Here is a 14,716-nt window from a genome sequence, read left to right as displayed (position 1 = left end):
GAAACGCCGTTTTATTTTATGTGAAATCGTTTAGATTTACAACGCCAGGCTTATAACGATCGGTTTTATAACGTTACACCGCTCTTAAATATCGCCAGTTCGCGGAAGTCGTTGATTTCGTTTTTTGCCAGTTTACCGTTGGCTATCTCGACAATCAGCTCAACAAACTGCGACAGCAGCTCATCCATCGACATCCCATGAATCAGACGCCCGGCGTCAAAATCGATCCAGTGCGGTTTCTTCTGCGCCAGTTCGGTGTTGGTCGCCAGTTTCACCGTCGGCACAAAGCCGCCGTAAGGCGTACCGCGACCGGTACTGAACAGCACCATATGGCATCCTGCACCGGCCAGCGCACTGGTCGCCACCGCGTCGTTACCCGGCGCGCTCAGCAGGTTCAACCCCGGCGTATGCAGGCGCTCACCATACTTGAGCACGTCCACCACCTTGCTCTGCCCGGCTTTCTGGGTACAACCGAGGGATTTCTCCTCCAGCGTAGTGATACCACCCGCTTTGTTGCCTGGCGATGGGTTCTCGTAAATCGGCTGGTTATGTTCAATGAAATACTGTTTAAAATCATTGACCATATGCACGGTTTTCTCGAATGTGCTCTCATCACGGCAGCGGCTCATCAGAATACGTTCGGCACCGAACATTTCCGGCACTTCGGTCAGCACCGTCGTGCCGCCGTTGGCGATGAGATAATCAGAGAACCGTCCCAGCAGCGGGTTGGCGGTAATACCAGACAGCCCATCCGAACCGCCGCACTCCAGACCAAATTTCAGCTCGCTCAGTTTACCCGGCTCACGGCGATCGTCACGCATCACCTGATACAACTGGTGCAGGCGTTCCAGACCGGCTTCTACTTCATCTTCCTGCTGCTGGCAGATCATGAAGTTAACGCGATCGGCGTCGTACTCGCCCAGCGTGTCACGAAACGCGGACACCTGATTGTTCTCACATCCCAGGCCAATCACCAATACCGCCCCGGCGTTCGGGTGGCGCACCATGTTTTGCAGCATGGTACGGGTATTTTCATGGTCCTGACCCAATTGCGAACAACCGAACGGGTGGGTAAACAAATACACGCCGTCGATACCTTCCGCGTCATGGGTTTCCTTGAGGAAACGCTGCTGGATCTGACGGGCGATACCGTTGACGCAACCGACAGTCGGCAGGATCCACAATTCGTTACGGATCCCGACGTCGCCGTTTTTACGGCGGTAAATCTGGACTTCACGATCCGCCATCTGTTCCGGCAGACTGATGAACTCCGGCTGATAGTGGTACTCATCCAGATCGCTCAGGTTGGTTTTCGCGTTCTGAGAGTGGATGTGCTCACCCGCGGCAATCGCCGCCAGTGCATGACCAATCGGCAGACCGTATTTCACGATCATCTCGCCTGACGCAATCGTCTTGAGGGCGAATTTATGCCCGCGAGCCACCGCCTGCGGCAACGCCAGGGTGACATCACCAGCCGACACCGTCTCGCCCTGTTCCAGATCGCGCAAGGCAACGGCGACATTATCCAGTGAGTGAATTTTAATGATGCTCTGCATGGGGACGACCTTATGCGATTAGCAATAACCTGCTAACGCGTCGCGCATGCCGCGCTCAACGATAGCCTGCAGTTGTTCGGTGACCAGCGCCGCCAGACCGGGCACCAGCGTCAAATCCTGCTCCCAGTGTTCCGCATCGCTCAGCACGGCGTTCACCACCTGCGCCAGCGACGTGGTACCGGCGCGCACGCCGCTCCACAGCACTTCGTAACGCTCCAGCCAGTGGGCGTCGTCCTGCAACGGATAGCGGTCATCGTTGCGCTCGCCGCGATAAAACGCGATCAACGCCGCCAGCGCAAACGTCAGGCGCTTGGGCAACGCGTTATGACGTTCACGGTACATCAACAGTTGCGGCAGAATGCGGGTACGGAATTTGGTCATGCCGTTCAGGGCGATAGACAGCAACTGATGCTGAATGAACGGGTTTCTGAAACGGCTCAGTACCGCCTCGGCAAACGACATCAGCTCGTCATGCGGTAAATCCAGTACCGGTACGATCTCTTCGGCAATGGTGGTTTCGACAAATTTGCCTATCTGGGCATCATTCATCGATTCGCCCACGGTATCGAGGCCTGCCAGAAACGCCACCGGCACCAGCGCGGTGTGGGCACCGTTCAGAATGGCCACCTTGCGCTCTTTATAAGGCTTGATGTCATCAACAATGCGTACGTTCAGTTTCAGTTGGTTCAGGCGCAGTTCTTCCGCCAGCCATTGCGGCCCCTGAATCACGAACAGGTAGAAGTACTCAGCGGTATCCAGGAAGGTGTCCTGATAACCCAGTTCCTGTTGTAACGCGTCCACTTCATTGCGCGGATAGCCCGTCACAATGCGGTCCACCAGCGTTGAACAGAAGGTGTTGTGCTCGTTGAGCCAGGTGGTGAACGCGGTCGGCAGCGCCCATTGCGCCGCATAACGCAGCACCAGCTCTTTGAGTTTTTCGCCGTTGTAATCAATCAATTCGCACGGCAGCAGCACCCAGCCTTTATCGGCGGCGCCATTAAAATGGTTGAAGCGTTCGAACAGCAGGCGAGTCAACTTCGCCGGGAAGCTGGCTGGCGGCGTGTCAGTCAGTTTGTCATCGGCATGGTAGCTAATACCGGCTTCCGTGGTGTTGGAAAACACAAAGCGGATGTTGGCGTCATGTGCCAGCGCCAGATACTCATCAAACTGACGGTACACGTTGATTTCACGGTTAACCGAGCGGATAAGGCGGGGCTCGCGCACCGCGTCGCCCTGTTCATTCAGGCCACGAATAATGGTGGTATACAGCCCATCCTGGGTATCCAGAGCAGGCGGGAAATCGGTATCAATCGGACGAACCACAACAATACCCGCATCCAGATCAGTATGTTCATTCAACAGATCCAGTTGCCAGTCAATAAAGGCGCGAAGGAAATTGCCTTCGCCAAATTGAATAACGCGGTCAGGATGACGACGGCCAGGAAAATCACGACGATTAAGCGTTTGCATTAACAAGCTACCTCAGAACACGACACTTCGGGACAAACGCCAGTCGGTACAGCCATCAGATCATTAAACAGCGTCAGGTCAGCACGACAGCGTCAGGGCGGCAGATTCAGCACCCTGCGCCAGCCCGAAATCACCACATTGACAGACGGGCCCGAGACGGCGCCCGTCCTCCCTTTTTCTTACAACTCGATACCGAAATAATTTTTGGCGTTATCGAAACAGATATTTTTCACCATCTCGCCCAGCAGCGGCAGGTCGCCCGGCGCTTCGCCGTCTTCCACCCAACGGCCGATCATCTGGCACAGAATGCGACGGAAGTACTCATGGCGGGTGTAGGACAGGAAACTACGGCTGTCGGTCAACATACCGACGAAGCGGCTCAGCAGGCCCAGTTGCGCCAGTTGCGTCATCTGACGTTGCATACCGTCTTTCTGATCGTTGAACCACCAGCCGGAACCGAACTGCATCTTGCCCGGCATCCCTTCACCCTGGAAGTTACCGATCATGGTGCCCAGCACTTCGTTATCACGCGGGTTCAGGCAATACAGGATGGTTTTCGGCAGCAGGTTTTCTTCATTCTGCTTACTGAGCAGGCGCGACAGTTCTTGCGCCAGCGGGCGGTCGTTGATGGAATCGAAGCCCACATCCGGCCCCAGCAGGTTGAACTGGCGCAAGTTGTTGTTGCGCAGCGCACCGATGTGATACTGCTGTACCCAGCCGCGACGGGCGTATTCAGCCCCCAGCCATACCAGTACCGCGGTTTTGAACTGCGCCACTTCGTGTTCGCTCAGGGTCGCGCCGGACAGGCGGCGAGTCAGAATGCCATCCAGTGTGGCTTCATCTGCGTCGGCGTACAGCACCACGTCCAGCGCGTGGTCGGACACTTTACAGCCGTGTGCGGCGAAGTGGTCCAGACGTTTGGTCAGTGCGGCCTGCAAATCACTGAAACGACGGATATCGGTATCAGACACTTCACCGAGCTTCGCCATATAGTCGTTAAACGTCGCCTGTTCGATATTGAAGGCTTTATCCGGACGCCAGCTCGGCAGCACTTTGATGGAGAAGGTTTTATCTTCAGCTACCGCTTTGTGATGCTGCAGGTCGTCAATCGGGTCATCGGTGGTACCGACCATTTTGACGTTCATCTGCTGCATGATGCCGCGCGCGCTGAACTCATCACGTTCCAACAGTGCGTTGGTGCGGTTCCAGATGTCTTTAGCGGTAGACGGCGACAACAGTGTGCCGGTGATGCCGAATGGACGGCGCAGTTCCAGGTGCGTCCAGTGATACAGCGGGTTACCGATGGTGTGCGGGACGGTGGCAGCCCAGGCTTCGAATTTCTCCCAGTCGCTGGCGTCACCAGTACAAAAACGCTCCGGTACGCCGTTGGTACGCATGGCACGCCATTTGTAATGGTCACCCTTCAACCAGATGTCATACAGGTTTTTAAAACGATAATTCTCGGCAATCTGCGCGGGCGGCAAATGGCAGTGGTAATCAAAAATAGGCTGATCCGCTGCAAATTCATGATACAGCCGACGGGCAAACTCAGTATCCAACAAAAAATCTTCACTTAAAAACTGGGGCATGTTCGCTTCCTCACACTACATTTGCCAACCAAAACGCGGTCACGATTACAAAGATATCACACCAATTATCTGCAATAACCTACATCATTAGTGAGGTCATGATCTCAAAAATGACAGAAATCGCTTTCAATTACACCATTTTTACGCTTTCACCGCCTCAGGAGGCCCTGTTCGTCGGCCTGATTATTTTATTCCCCAGCAAAATAATGGTTTTGTGATATCACTCAACTTTTAAATTGGTATGACAAATTATTGTAGCGCTGCCTGATGAGGGGATTCAATCTCAATATCGTCAACCAGGTTGAACCCCACCGGAAAACAATAAACGCGTACGGCGGGATCGCCGTCGCAGCCCGCCAGCTGTGCCCGGCGGCAGGGCAACCGGCCAGGCGGCAACTCCCGCAGGTTTTGACCGGGGTGCATAGAAGCGCTCCGTCACTTTCAGCGTGGTCGACACCTATCGCAGCAGACTGATAACGGTATTCGTTGCGGTAATTACACTCGGAGAGATATTTAACATGTTCAAGATCAAAGGCTTGCGCTGGTACATGATCGGACTGGTGACCATCGGTACCGTTCTGGGCTACCTGACGCGTAACGCAATTGCCGCAGCGGCACCGACACTGCAGGAACAGCTCCATATCAGTACTCAGCAATACTCCTATATCATCGCGGCTTACTCAGCCTGTTATACCGTGATGCAACCTGTTGCGGGTTATGTACTGGATTTACTGGGTACCAAGGTGGGTTACGCCGTGTTCGCCATCCTGTGGGCGTTGTTCTGCGCCGGTACGGCGTTGGCAAGCAGCTGGGGTGGTCTGGCTGTAGCGCGCGGCGCAGTCGGCGCGGCGGAAGCAGCGATGATTCCAGCCGGTCTGAAAGCCAGTAGCGAATGGTTCCCGGCCAAAGAACGCTCTGTGGCGGTCGGCTATTTCAACGTGGGTTCATCAATCGGCGGCATGCTGGCTCCACCGCTGGTCGTCTGGGCTATCATGGCGCACAGTTGGCAGATGGCATTTCTGGTCACCGGTGCATTGAGTATGTTGTGGGCAATCGGCTGGCTGTATTTCTATAAGCACCCGAAAGATCAGAAAAAACTCAGCAAAGAAGAACGCGATTATATTCTGGGTGGCCAGGAAGCACAGCATCAGGCTGGCAATGCCAAGAAAATGTCCGCCTGGCAGATCCTGCAAAACCGTCAGTTCTGGGGCATCGCCCTGCCGCGTTTCCTGGCTGAACCGGCCTGGGGGACGTTCAACGCCTGGATCCCGCTGTTCATGTTTAAAGTCTATGGCTTTAACCTGAAAGAAATCGCCATGTTTGCCTGGATGCCGATGCTGTTTGCCGACCTCGGCTGTATCCTTGGCGGCTACATGCCGATGCTGTTCCAGAAATACTTTAAGGTTAACCTGATCGTTTCTCGTAAACTGGTTGTGACGCTGGGCGCGCTGCTGATGATTGGCCCAGGTACCATTGGCCTGTTCACCAGCCCGTATGTCGCCATCGCGCTGTTGTGCGTCGGCGGTTTTGCTCACCAGTCCTTGTCTGGCGCGCTGATTACACTGTCTTCCGATGTTTTCGGTCGTAATGAAGTCGCCACCGCCAACGGTTTGACCGGGATGGCTGCCTGGACTGCCAGTACGCTGTTTGCTCTGGTGGTCGGTGCACTGGCTGACACCATCGGCTTTAGCCCGCTGTTCGCCGTACTGGCTATCTTTGACCTGTTGGGCGCAGTGGTTATCTGGACAGTACTGAAAAACAACCCTGCTGCCGAAGAGGGCAACAAAGACGCGGATCTGAAAGCCGCACAGCAGCACTAACAGAGAAATTTCTGCCTCACGTCGTTCATCCGGTATCATAGGGTACCGGATGAATCCTTTCCTCTGGGCGAACCCTGGCCGCTAACTGTGACATGGGCGTTGGTCGCCATCTATTGTAGGTGGTATAACAAATCTATTCTGATTATCATTCTATATACCCCAGGTCATTCGAGTTGCAGGACAACCAGCCCGCGTATTGAAAGCTGGCAATAAATGTAAAGCGGCCTAACGGGCAGGACCAGAAAGCCAGTACACCTGCAACGGGAAACATGACGGGGATATTCACGACACACCATAACGGGATAGACGCAGTGACGCAGCTTACCTCATGGAGCGTCATCTATCTTAAGAGCAGGCATCATGGCACTGACAGAATCCAGGCGGCTTTACCAGCAACTGGCCGCAGAATTGAAACAACGCATTGAAAACGGCGTGTATCCGGTGGGTGACAAGCTACCGGCCGAGCGCAATATTTCCGAAGAGATGAATGTCAGCCGTACTGTGGTACGCGAAGCGATCATCATGCTGGAAGTGGAAGGCTACGTGGAAGTCCGTAAAGGTTCCGGTATTCACGTGATCTCGAATCAACAGCGCCACCTGTTGGCCGCTAACGGCAGCGATGCCGATTTTCTCACCGCTGGGCCATTTGAACTGTTACAGGCCCGTCAGCTGATAGAGAGCAATATTGCGGAATTCGCCGCCACCCAGGTGACTCGTCAGGACATTATCCAACTGATGGAAATTCAGGAGAATGCCCGTCAGGAAGATCGTTTTCGCGACTCAGAGTGGGATCTGAAGTTCCATGTGCAAGTGGCACTGGCGACGCAGAACTCAGCCATGGCGACGATCGTAGAAAAAATGTGGAGCCAGCGCATTCACAACCCATACTGGCGCAAACTGCACGAACACATTGACGACAAGTCGATTGAAAGCTGGTGCGAAGATCATGACCAGATCCTCAAGGCGTTGATCCGTAAAGATCCTTACGCAGCTAAGCTGGCGATGTGGCAGCACCTGGAAAACACCAAACAGATGCTGTTTCGTGCCACTACCGACGATTTTGAATTTAACGTCGACCGCTATATGTTTGCCGAAAATCCGGTTGTCCACCTCGACCATATCACCAGCGGCAAATCCTGAATTTTCTCACCTGTTAGCGCCTATTGCCCCCACCCTTCGGGGGCAAAAAAAGTCATCCAACGTCGGGTTCTGTCAGCAAGTGTAAAATATGACGGCAATCACACGATTTTCCCGCTAAACACCTCGTTATACGTTTTCAGAACGTGATATTTTCCTATCTCGCCTGCATGGCTTTTGTTACAGTTAGGACACTTTTTTTACGTTTAATGACTGGCAGAACGACCTGACCGGCAAAAAACGAAAAGGAATAATACCGGGTGTGAAAAATACGCGGATAAATAAAGCGGATAAATAAATAAGTACGCCCGGTGCGCAAATCGCTGACAGGAAAAGCACAGGACAGACATGTGAAGGAATACGCAACCAATGTTCAGTCATGACCGCTCTGCGTACCTGACTTGTCAGGCTGGTGTTGACTGGCCTCAGGTTCCCAGCGTGGTTTCTCCAACGCCGCAGTACAGGAACACCAGATGGATATAATGAAAGAACTTTTGTATGCGCTCTGGCATCAGGACTTCACTGTTCTGGCCGATCCCAAACTCGTCTGGATGATTTACCTGCTGCTCTTTCTGATTCTATTTCTGGAAAATGGTCTACTGCCTGCCGCCTTCCTGCCGGGTGACAGCCTCCTGTTTCTGGTTGGAGTGCTTCTCACCAAAGACACCATGAGCTACCCGTTTACTATCGCCTTGTTAACCACCGCCGCCAGCCTTGGCTGCTGGGTCAGTTACCTGCAAGGGAAATGGCTTGGAAATACGCACGTCGTTCAGGGATGGCTGTCACATCTTCCCGCACACTATCACCAGCGCGCTCACCAGTTATTCCATCGTCATGGGTTATCAGCCCTGTTGATGGGTCGCTTTCTGGCTTTTGTACGAACCCTGTTGCCGACCATTGCCGGGTTATCCGGGCTGAACAATATCCGCTTTCAGTTCTTTAACTGGATGAGTGGCTTTTTGTGGGTCACCAGTTTGGTTTCTCTCGGTTTTGCATTGGGCAATACACCGCTATTCCGTAAATACGAAGACCTGTTGATGTCCTGTCTGATGCTGCTGCCACTGGTCTTACTGTGCGTCGGGTTGGCAGGCTCGATACTGGTGCTCTGGCGTAAAAAACGCATGATGTCACGTGAAAAAAGGAACTGATTGATGAACTCCCCCGGGCTCAGGAAGCCCACCATCTGGCGTCCACTGTTGCTGCTGTTTCCACTGCTGGCATTGCTGTTGTCGATGTCGTCACCGCGCCTGCCGGACGAAGTGATGCTGCACATCACCCCGCTGCATCAGGGCATGACGTTGCCAGATGGTTTCTACATCTACCAGCGCCTTAATGAACGGGGTATCGCTATCAAAAGCATTACCCCGGAAAACAACAGCATTATTGTGCGACTGTCTTCACCGGAACAAAGCGGTGCGGCCAAAGAAATACTGAGCATCGCTCTGCCGAATACCGTCGTCATCGCCCAGCGTACCCATGGCACGATACGGGTTGCCAGAAGCTGATCCCTCTCGTTAATCGTCTGAACCGGTTTGCTTTTCTTTCACTTTTCATCCCTTTCACTTTTCATCTCTTTTATTTTTGATCCCTTTCGCTTTCCATTTTGCTGTTCAATCGCCCCCAATCCTCTTTGTTTTTCCTGATATTCGACACCGCTCTGTTGCGGGTTATCAGAATTATCCGTCGTCATTGCGCTAACAAAGATGAAAATCTGCACTATAGTTAACACGACGATTAGTTAACACTATGATTCATCAACTAAAGGAGTGTTCATATGGCACAAGAATCCGATACCGAACAATTGCGGGCGGAACTGCGCTCTTTGGGAGATACTCTGGAAGAGGTGTTACGTTCCTCTGGCGATAAGTCCAAAGCCGAACTGGAAAAACTGCGCGACAAAGCAGAAACCGTGCTGAAAGAATCACGCGAGCGCCTGAACGACACTGGGGATCGTATTACCGCACAAGCCCGTGAAGCCACACAGTGTGCCGATGCGTTTGTGCATAAAAACCCCTGGACCGGGGTGGGCATCGGTGCCGCCGTGGGTGTCGTGCTGGGTCTGTTGCTGGCACGCCGGTAACCGATGGCAACCGAATCACCACGTCAGGGCCCTGGCCGTTCTGCTGTTTCTACGGTACAACGCATTTTCGCCTTGCTGATTGGCATGGCGGAAACGCGACTCAGGCTGGCAGTCATTGAGCTGGAACAGGAAAAAAACCTGCTGATTCAGCTGTTGCTGATGGTGGGCATGACGTTGCTGTTTACGGCCTTTGGCCTGATGAGCCTGATTGTACTGATCATCTTGAGTATCGACCCGGCTTCGCGCCTGACGGCATTGTGCTGGATTACCGCCACCTTGTTCGGGCTGGCCTTATGCGGCGTGGTGTGGACGCTCAAACGCGCGCGCCGCTCCACGCTGTTGCGGGACACCCGTAAGGAACTGGCGGCGGACCGTTCACTGCTGGAGGACGAAACCAAATGAACCGTCAGCAACGTCTGGCTGCCGAAAAGCGGCAATTGCTACGACGCATCCAGCAACAGCGGTTAGATCTGGCCGCCGAGAAAAACCGCTGGCTGGAGATGACCGCACCCTACGATGCGTGCTGGCAGAAATGGGCGCGGGTACGTCGCTATCTGGTGCTGATACCACCGGCCATCGCCATTCTGGGAATACGCCATCCGCAGCGACTGATCGGGTTTGCGCGTCGGGCCGCCACCGTCTGGAGCACAGTAAAACTCGTTCGCGCCATATTACCGCCGCCGCGTCATTAAGCCCATTTTCTCCAGGTTACCAACCATTTCCCTATCAAACGCCGCATTTGGTCTCTATATCCGTCTTTTTGTATGACGCAGGGCTTATGCCCTTTCCTCACGATTTTTGTCAGTTAGCTCGCTACATGGTGAATTTTTCTGACAAAAAACAACAATTTTACTCGCTGGTATCCGCACGTTTACGCCTCTAGTATTCCTTCCATCAGTTACACAAACGCTTAGACAAGCTAATGCCGGATGCGCCCCCTATCGATTTTGCTCCGGCCGCAAACACACTACTGGAGATATCGATGAAAAATTTTGAAAATGCATTGCTGGTTGTTGCCCGTATCCTGATGCCCATTCTGTTTATCGTCGCCGGTTACGGCAAACTGGGTGCCTCTTACGCCGCAACCCAGCAATATATGCAAGCAATGGGTGTGCCGGGGGCGCTGCTGCCACTGACTATCCTGCTGGAACTGGGTGGTGGACTGGCGGTGCTGTTCGGTTTCCTGACACGTACTACTGCTATCATCACCGCGGTTTTTACCCTGTTGACCGCATTCATTTTCCACACTGATTTTGCTCAGGGTGCTAACCAGCTGATGTTCATGAAAAACCTGTCTATCGCTGGCGGCTACATCCTGCTGTTCGTTAGCGGTCCGGGCGCATTCAGTATCGACCGTCTGCTGAACAAAAAATGGTAATAGCAGTCTGAATTATCAGCGGAGTAACACCACCTGATTATCTCATGGCGGTCGACAGCATGCTGTTGACCGCCATTGTCATCATTCTGGGAGGAACCGATTATGGGATTATTGGTTGACGGTGTATGGCACGATACCTGGTATGAAACCCAATCATCCGGCGGGCATTTCAAACGGCCGCAGACATTTTTTCGCAACTGGGTTACCGCCGATGGCGAGCCCGGCCCCACCGGCAGCGGTGGATTTAAGGCAGAAACAGGCCGCTATCACCTGTATGTATCCCTGGCGTGCCCGTGGGCTCATCGCACCTTGCTGATGCGAAAACTCAAAGGGCTGGAACAACACATCGGTGTTTCAGTGGTACACCCACTGATGCTGGATCAAGGCTGGACCTTTAACACTGACTTTCCACAGGCCACCGGCGATACGCTTTATCAGCACGAATTCCTGTACCAGCTTTATCTGCACGCGAAAGCCGACTACAGCGGACGTGTTACCGTCCCTGTGTTATGGGATACACAGCAGCACACCATCGTCAGCAACGAATCAGCGGATATCATTCGCATGCTTAACAGCGCCTTCGACGACGACGGGGCAGCAGTTGGTGATTACTATCCACTGGCGCTACGCGGGCAGATAGACGAGCTCAACGAGTGGATCTACCATCAGGTTAACAATGGGGTGTATAAAGCGGGTTTCGCCACAACGCAACAGGCTTATGACGAGTCAGCCGGGCTGGTATTTAGCGCCCTGGAGAGACTGGAAACGCACCTCGACAGGCAGCGTTATCTGACTGGTGAGCACCTCACTGAGGCCGATATCCGTTTGTGGACAACCTTGATCCGTTTTGATCCGGTCTACCATACCCATTTCAAGTGCGACAAACGCCGGATAAGCGATTACCCCAATCTGTATGGTTACCTGCGTGATATCTATCAACTGCCGGGTCTGGCCGGGACGGTCAATCTGGACCATATCCGCCACCATTACTATCGTAGTCATGGCACTATCAACCCTCACGGCATTATTTCCGTCGGGCCGGATATGAATCTGGATGCGCCACACGGTAGGGACAAGCATTACCGGTAATCCCATAGGATCTACCGTTAGCAGCATTAATGGCTGGCAGCACCGTCGCTTGATTCACGTCGACGACGGTGTTGCGTTCTCAGTGGGTTGTCATCAAACTGCGTTGAATATACGGGGAATTTCCCGTAAAAACCACGCCTTGGCTTCACCCATGCTATCACGTCGCCATGCCATGATAATTTGGACTTCAATGATGTTTTCCGGGCTGACGACTCGCAACCTGCCTTCGGCAATATCCTGCGCCACCCGTTCATAGGGCATTGTCGCTACCCCCAGTCCGGCCAGCAACGCCCGTCGTTTGTCATCCATCGAACTCACGGTCAGACGCGGCTGCTTATCCAGCAGTTGCACCGTCAGCACAGGGCGCTCGCGGGCAGTATCGGCAATCGCAATACCGCGATATTTAACCCGCGTCACTTCCGACAACGGCTCAGGCTCATCGTGAATCGGGTGGTCCGGGCTTGCCACATACACGCTCTTCATTGAATAAAGCTTGCGGGTGTTGATTTCCGAAGACGAACGAAAGTGCATGTCCGGCGCGATAACAATATCCGCCCGTCCTTGCTCAAGCCGCTCCCATGCTCCTGCCAGTACCTCCGTCAATAATGACACCTGGGTATTGGCCTTAAGCGACAGCTTATCCAGCAAAGGGAAAAACCGCTCGGTCGGCACCAGCGCTTCCATCACAATGGTCAGATGGGTTTCCCATCCACGTGCCAGCGCTTCGGCATCCGTCGTCAACTTGTCGGCAGCTTCCAGCAAGATGCGCCCACGCTCCAGCAACATTCGCCCGACATTGGTGAATTTCGTGCGATGCCCGGAACGGTCGAACAATACGACATCCAGCTCATCTTCCAGTTTCTGCATGGTATAACTCAGGGCAGAAGGTACACGCCCCAGCTCATCGGCCGCGGCGGCAAAACTTCCCCGGCGATCGATAGCATCCATGACTCTCAAGGCTTCCAGTGTTAGTGCCCGTTCCTTTGCCATTTACTCACTCATTCAGGATTTTTGAACGTACCGACCAGATTAACTGGCTAACAATCCATCGTCCAGACAATTACTATCGCCTTATCAATAATTCTCAGGGTCGAATACCATGATCATTAGCAGAGCAGCAGAACAATGCGGCCAGGCTGACTATGGCTGGTTGCAGGCGCGCTATACCTTTTCTTTCGGTCATTACTTTGATCCTGATCTGCTGGGCTTTGCCTCGCTGCGGGTACTCAATCAGGAAGTACTGGCCCCCGGCGCCTCCTTTCAGCCACGTTCCTATCCTCGCGTGGATATCCTGAATATCATCTTGCAGGGTGAAGCAGAATATCGCGATAGCAACGGCAACCATACCCGGGCCAAAGCTGGCGAAGCCTTGTTGCTCGCCACGCAACCCAATATCAGCTACAGCGAGCACAATACTGGCAGTGAGACGCCGCTGACCCGGCTACAACTGTGGCTGGACGCGTGTCCGACACGGGAGAACCAGTGTCTGCAACGGTTGCGGGTGGAAGAGCAACAGCCTTATCAATTAATTGCATCGCCGGATGAATCGGCTAACGCCCTCCATCTGCGTCAGCAGGTCTGGATTCACCATGTAAATCTAGCCGCCGGTGAACAACATCACCTGACACTGAACGGCAACCGGGCTTATCTGCAGTCGATTTACGGCACTCTGCATATTAATGGGAATAGTGCACCGATACCGAGCGTATTGCGTTGTGGCGACGGTGCGTTTGTTCAGCAGGAAAAGAGCGTTATCATTCGGGCAGAAACCGCCGCACGTGCATTACTGATAGACCTGGTAGTCTAAGTGACTTCGGGCTCACCAGACGAAGTCCCCTAATGCGGGAGCCACCCAAGTAACCTTGATGTCCCTATCTCGGCGTTTTTGTCCAGTCATGATACTATGCCGGGATAATTTCACACTCGCTTCAGGGTTACTGCTATGGATTCAACCAATCCGGACAAACTTGTTGCCCAGGCTGAAAGGCTTTGTCAGCAACGCAATGTACGTCTGACTCCTCAACGTCAGGAGGTGTTGCGTTTGATGGCCCTGCAGCCTGGTGCGATCAGCGCATATGATCTGCTGGATCTGCTCCGTGTTTCCGAGCCGCAGGCTAAACCCCCCACCGTCTATCGCGCACTGGATTTTCTGCTGGAACAAGGTTTTATCCACAAGGTGGAATCCACCAACAGTTATGTGCTGTGCCATCATTTCGAGGAGCACAGCCATACGTCGGCGCTGTTTATCTGCGATCGGTGTGGACAAGTAACAGAACGCCAGACGGAAGGGGTGGAAGAAACCCTGCACCAGTTAGCCAAACAGGCAGGTTTTGCCTTGCGTCACAGCGTGGTGGAAGCGCATGGTTTGTGTGGCGAATGCCAACAGGTTGAATCTTGCGAACATCGGGACAGTTGCCATCACGATCACAGCATCCCTGTTAAAAAACGCTGAACAGCGAAAACGACGACGTGCCGAGTGTGAAGCGTTGCTTCACACTGTTTTATCCTGATGTCTCTTGAATCTATTGCTTCTCCTGAATTCATTTCTGAATTCATCGCCCTTCCCTGACGCAAACCGGAGATCAAACCGGGAGATA

General features: G+C 53.5%; 17 protein-coding genes. 11 read left to right on the top strand and 6 right to left on the bottom strand.

Going from position 1 to position 14,716, the window contains the following annotated elements:
* Positions 1-65 precede the first annotated feature (65 nt).
* The 4 genes from DD586_RS02820 to DD586_RS22105 all read right to left on the bottom strand — a co-directional run bounded on the left by DD586_RS02820 (position 66) and on the right by DD586_RS22105 (position 5,038).
* Positions 66-1,556, bottom strand: a complete 1,491-nt coding sequence (locus tag DD586_RS02820; protein WP_012883302.1) for a UxaA family hydrolase — start codon at positions 1,554-1,556, stop codon at positions 66-68.
* A gap of 18 nt (positions 1,557-1,574) precedes the next feature.
* Positions 1,575-3,026: a tagaturonate reductase gene (locus DD586_RS02815; RefSeq protein ID WP_012883301.1), complete on the bottom strand. Its 1,452-nt coding sequence runs from the start codon at positions 3,024-3,026 to the stop codon at positions 1,575-1,577.
* Between the two features lie 179 nt (positions 3,027-3,205).
* Positions 3,206-4,615 (bottom strand): glucuronate isomerase, encoded by a 1,410-nt coding sequence (uxaC, locus tag DD586_RS02810; protein ID WP_012883300.1) that lies wholly within the window; start codon positions 4,613-4,615, stop codon positions 3,206-3,208.
* 249 nt (positions 4,616-4,864) lie between these two features.
* Entirely contained in the window at positions 4,865-5,038 is a 174-nt protein-coding gene (locus DD586_RS22105; RefSeq protein WP_012883299.1) for a hypothetical protein, read from the bottom strand.
* 95 nt (positions 5,039-5,133) lie between these two features.
* Between DD586_RS22105 and DD586_RS02805 the strand changes: the two genes are divergently transcribed.
* The 4 genes from DD586_RS02805 (at position 5,134) to mzrA (ending at position 9,077) form a co-directional block, all read left to right on the top strand.
* On the top strand, positions 5,134-6,435 hold the full coding sequence (locus tag DD586_RS02805; protein ID WP_012883298.1) for an MFS transporter: 1,302 nt from the start codon (positions 5,134-5,136) through the stop codon (positions 6,433-6,435).
* A gap of 360 nt (positions 6,436-6,795) precedes the next feature.
* Positions 6,796-7,575, top strand: a complete 780-nt coding sequence (gene exuR, locus DD586_RS02800; protein WP_012883297.1) for a transcriptional regulator ExuR — start codon at positions 6,796-6,798, stop codon at positions 7,573-7,575.
* Positions 7,576-8,045: 470 nt separating this feature from the next.
* Positions 8,046-8,720, top strand: a complete 675-nt coding sequence (locus DD586_RS02795) for a DedA family protein (RefSeq protein WP_012883296.1) — start codon at positions 8,046-8,048, stop codon at positions 8,718-8,720.
* Between the two features lie 3 nt (positions 8,721-8,723).
* Positions 8,724-9,077, top strand: a complete 354-nt coding sequence (gene mzrA, locus DD586_RS02790; RefSeq protein WP_012883295.1) for an EnvZ/OmpR regulon moderator MzrA — start codon at positions 8,724-8,726, stop codon at positions 9,075-9,077.
* Positions 9,078-9,115: 38 nt separating this feature from the next.
* On the opposite strand, the gene DD586_RS21925 is transcribed toward mzrA, so the two are convergent.
* Positions 9,116-9,262 (bottom strand): hypothetical protein, encoded by a 147-nt coding sequence (locus DD586_RS21925; protein ID WP_157668881.1) that lies wholly within the window; start codon positions 9,260-9,262, stop codon positions 9,116-9,118.
* 84 nt (positions 9,263-9,346) lie between these two features.
* On the opposite strand from DD586_RS21925, the gene DD586_RS02785 reads away from it, so the two are divergent.
* The 5 genes from DD586_RS02785 (at position 9,347) to DD586_RS02765 (ending at position 12,119) form a co-directional block, all read left to right on the top strand.
* The gene (locus DD586_RS02785) at positions 9,347-9,652 is read left to right on the top strand and encodes a DUF883 family protein (protein ID WP_012883294.1); all 306 of its coding nucleotides are present in this window, start codon (positions 9,347-9,349) and stop codon (positions 9,650-9,652) included.
* 3 nt (positions 9,653-9,655) lie between these two features.
* Positions 9,656-10,054, top strand: a complete 399-nt coding sequence (locus tag DD586_RS02780) for a phage holin family protein (protein ID WP_012883293.1) — start codon at positions 9,656-9,658, stop codon at positions 10,052-10,054.
* On the top strand, positions 10,051-10,344 hold the full coding sequence (locus DD586_RS02775; protein WP_012883292.1) for a YqjK-like family protein: 294 nt from the start codon (positions 10,051-10,053) through the stop codon (positions 10,342-10,344). The genes DD586_RS02780 and DD586_RS02775 overlap by 4 nt, the downstream gene beginning before the upstream one ends.
* Positions 10,345-10,634: 290 nt before the next feature.
* Positions 10,635-11,030 (top strand): DoxX family protein, encoded by a 396-nt coding sequence (locus DD586_RS02770; RefSeq protein WP_012883291.1) that lies wholly within the window; start codon positions 10,635-10,637, stop codon positions 11,028-11,030.
* A 102-nt stretch (positions 11,031-11,132) separates the two neighbouring features.
* A complete protein-coding gene (locus tag DD586_RS02765) occupies positions 11,133-12,119 on the top strand; it encodes a glutathione S-transferase family protein (protein WP_012883290.1) in 987 nt (328 codons plus the stop codon).
* Positions 12,120-12,212: 93 nt separating this feature from the next.
* On the opposite strand, the gene DD586_RS02760 is transcribed toward DD586_RS02765, so the two are convergent.
* Positions 12,213-13,109, bottom strand: coding sequence for a LysR family transcriptional regulator (locus DD586_RS02760; RefSeq protein ID WP_012883289.1), 897 nt, complete (start codon positions 13,107-13,109; stop codon positions 12,213-12,215).
* A gap of 109 nt (positions 13,110-13,218) precedes the next feature.
* Here DD586_RS02760 and DD586_RS02755 point away from each other — a divergent pair, with 109 nt between their 5' ends.
* The gene (locus DD586_RS02755; protein WP_012883288.1) at positions 13,219-13,926 is read left to right on the top strand and encodes a pirin family protein; all 708 of its coding nucleotides are present in this window, start codon (positions 13,219-13,221) and stop codon (positions 13,924-13,926) included.
* Positions 13,927-14,061: 135 nt separating this feature from the next.
* Entirely contained in the window at positions 14,062-14,571 is a 510-nt protein-coding gene (zur, locus tag DD586_RS02750; protein ID WP_012883287.1) for a zinc uptake transcriptional repressor Zur, read from the top strand.
* Positions 14,572-14,716: the final 145 nt, after the last annotated feature.

It is taken from the genome of Dickeya parazeae Ech586 (assembly GCF_000025065.1).
Taxonomy (GTDB): Bacteria; Pseudomonadota; Gammaproteobacteria; order Enterobacterales; family Enterobacteriaceae; genus Dickeya; species Dickeya zeae.
This window is presented reverse-complemented; position numbering and strand designations above follow the sequence as displayed.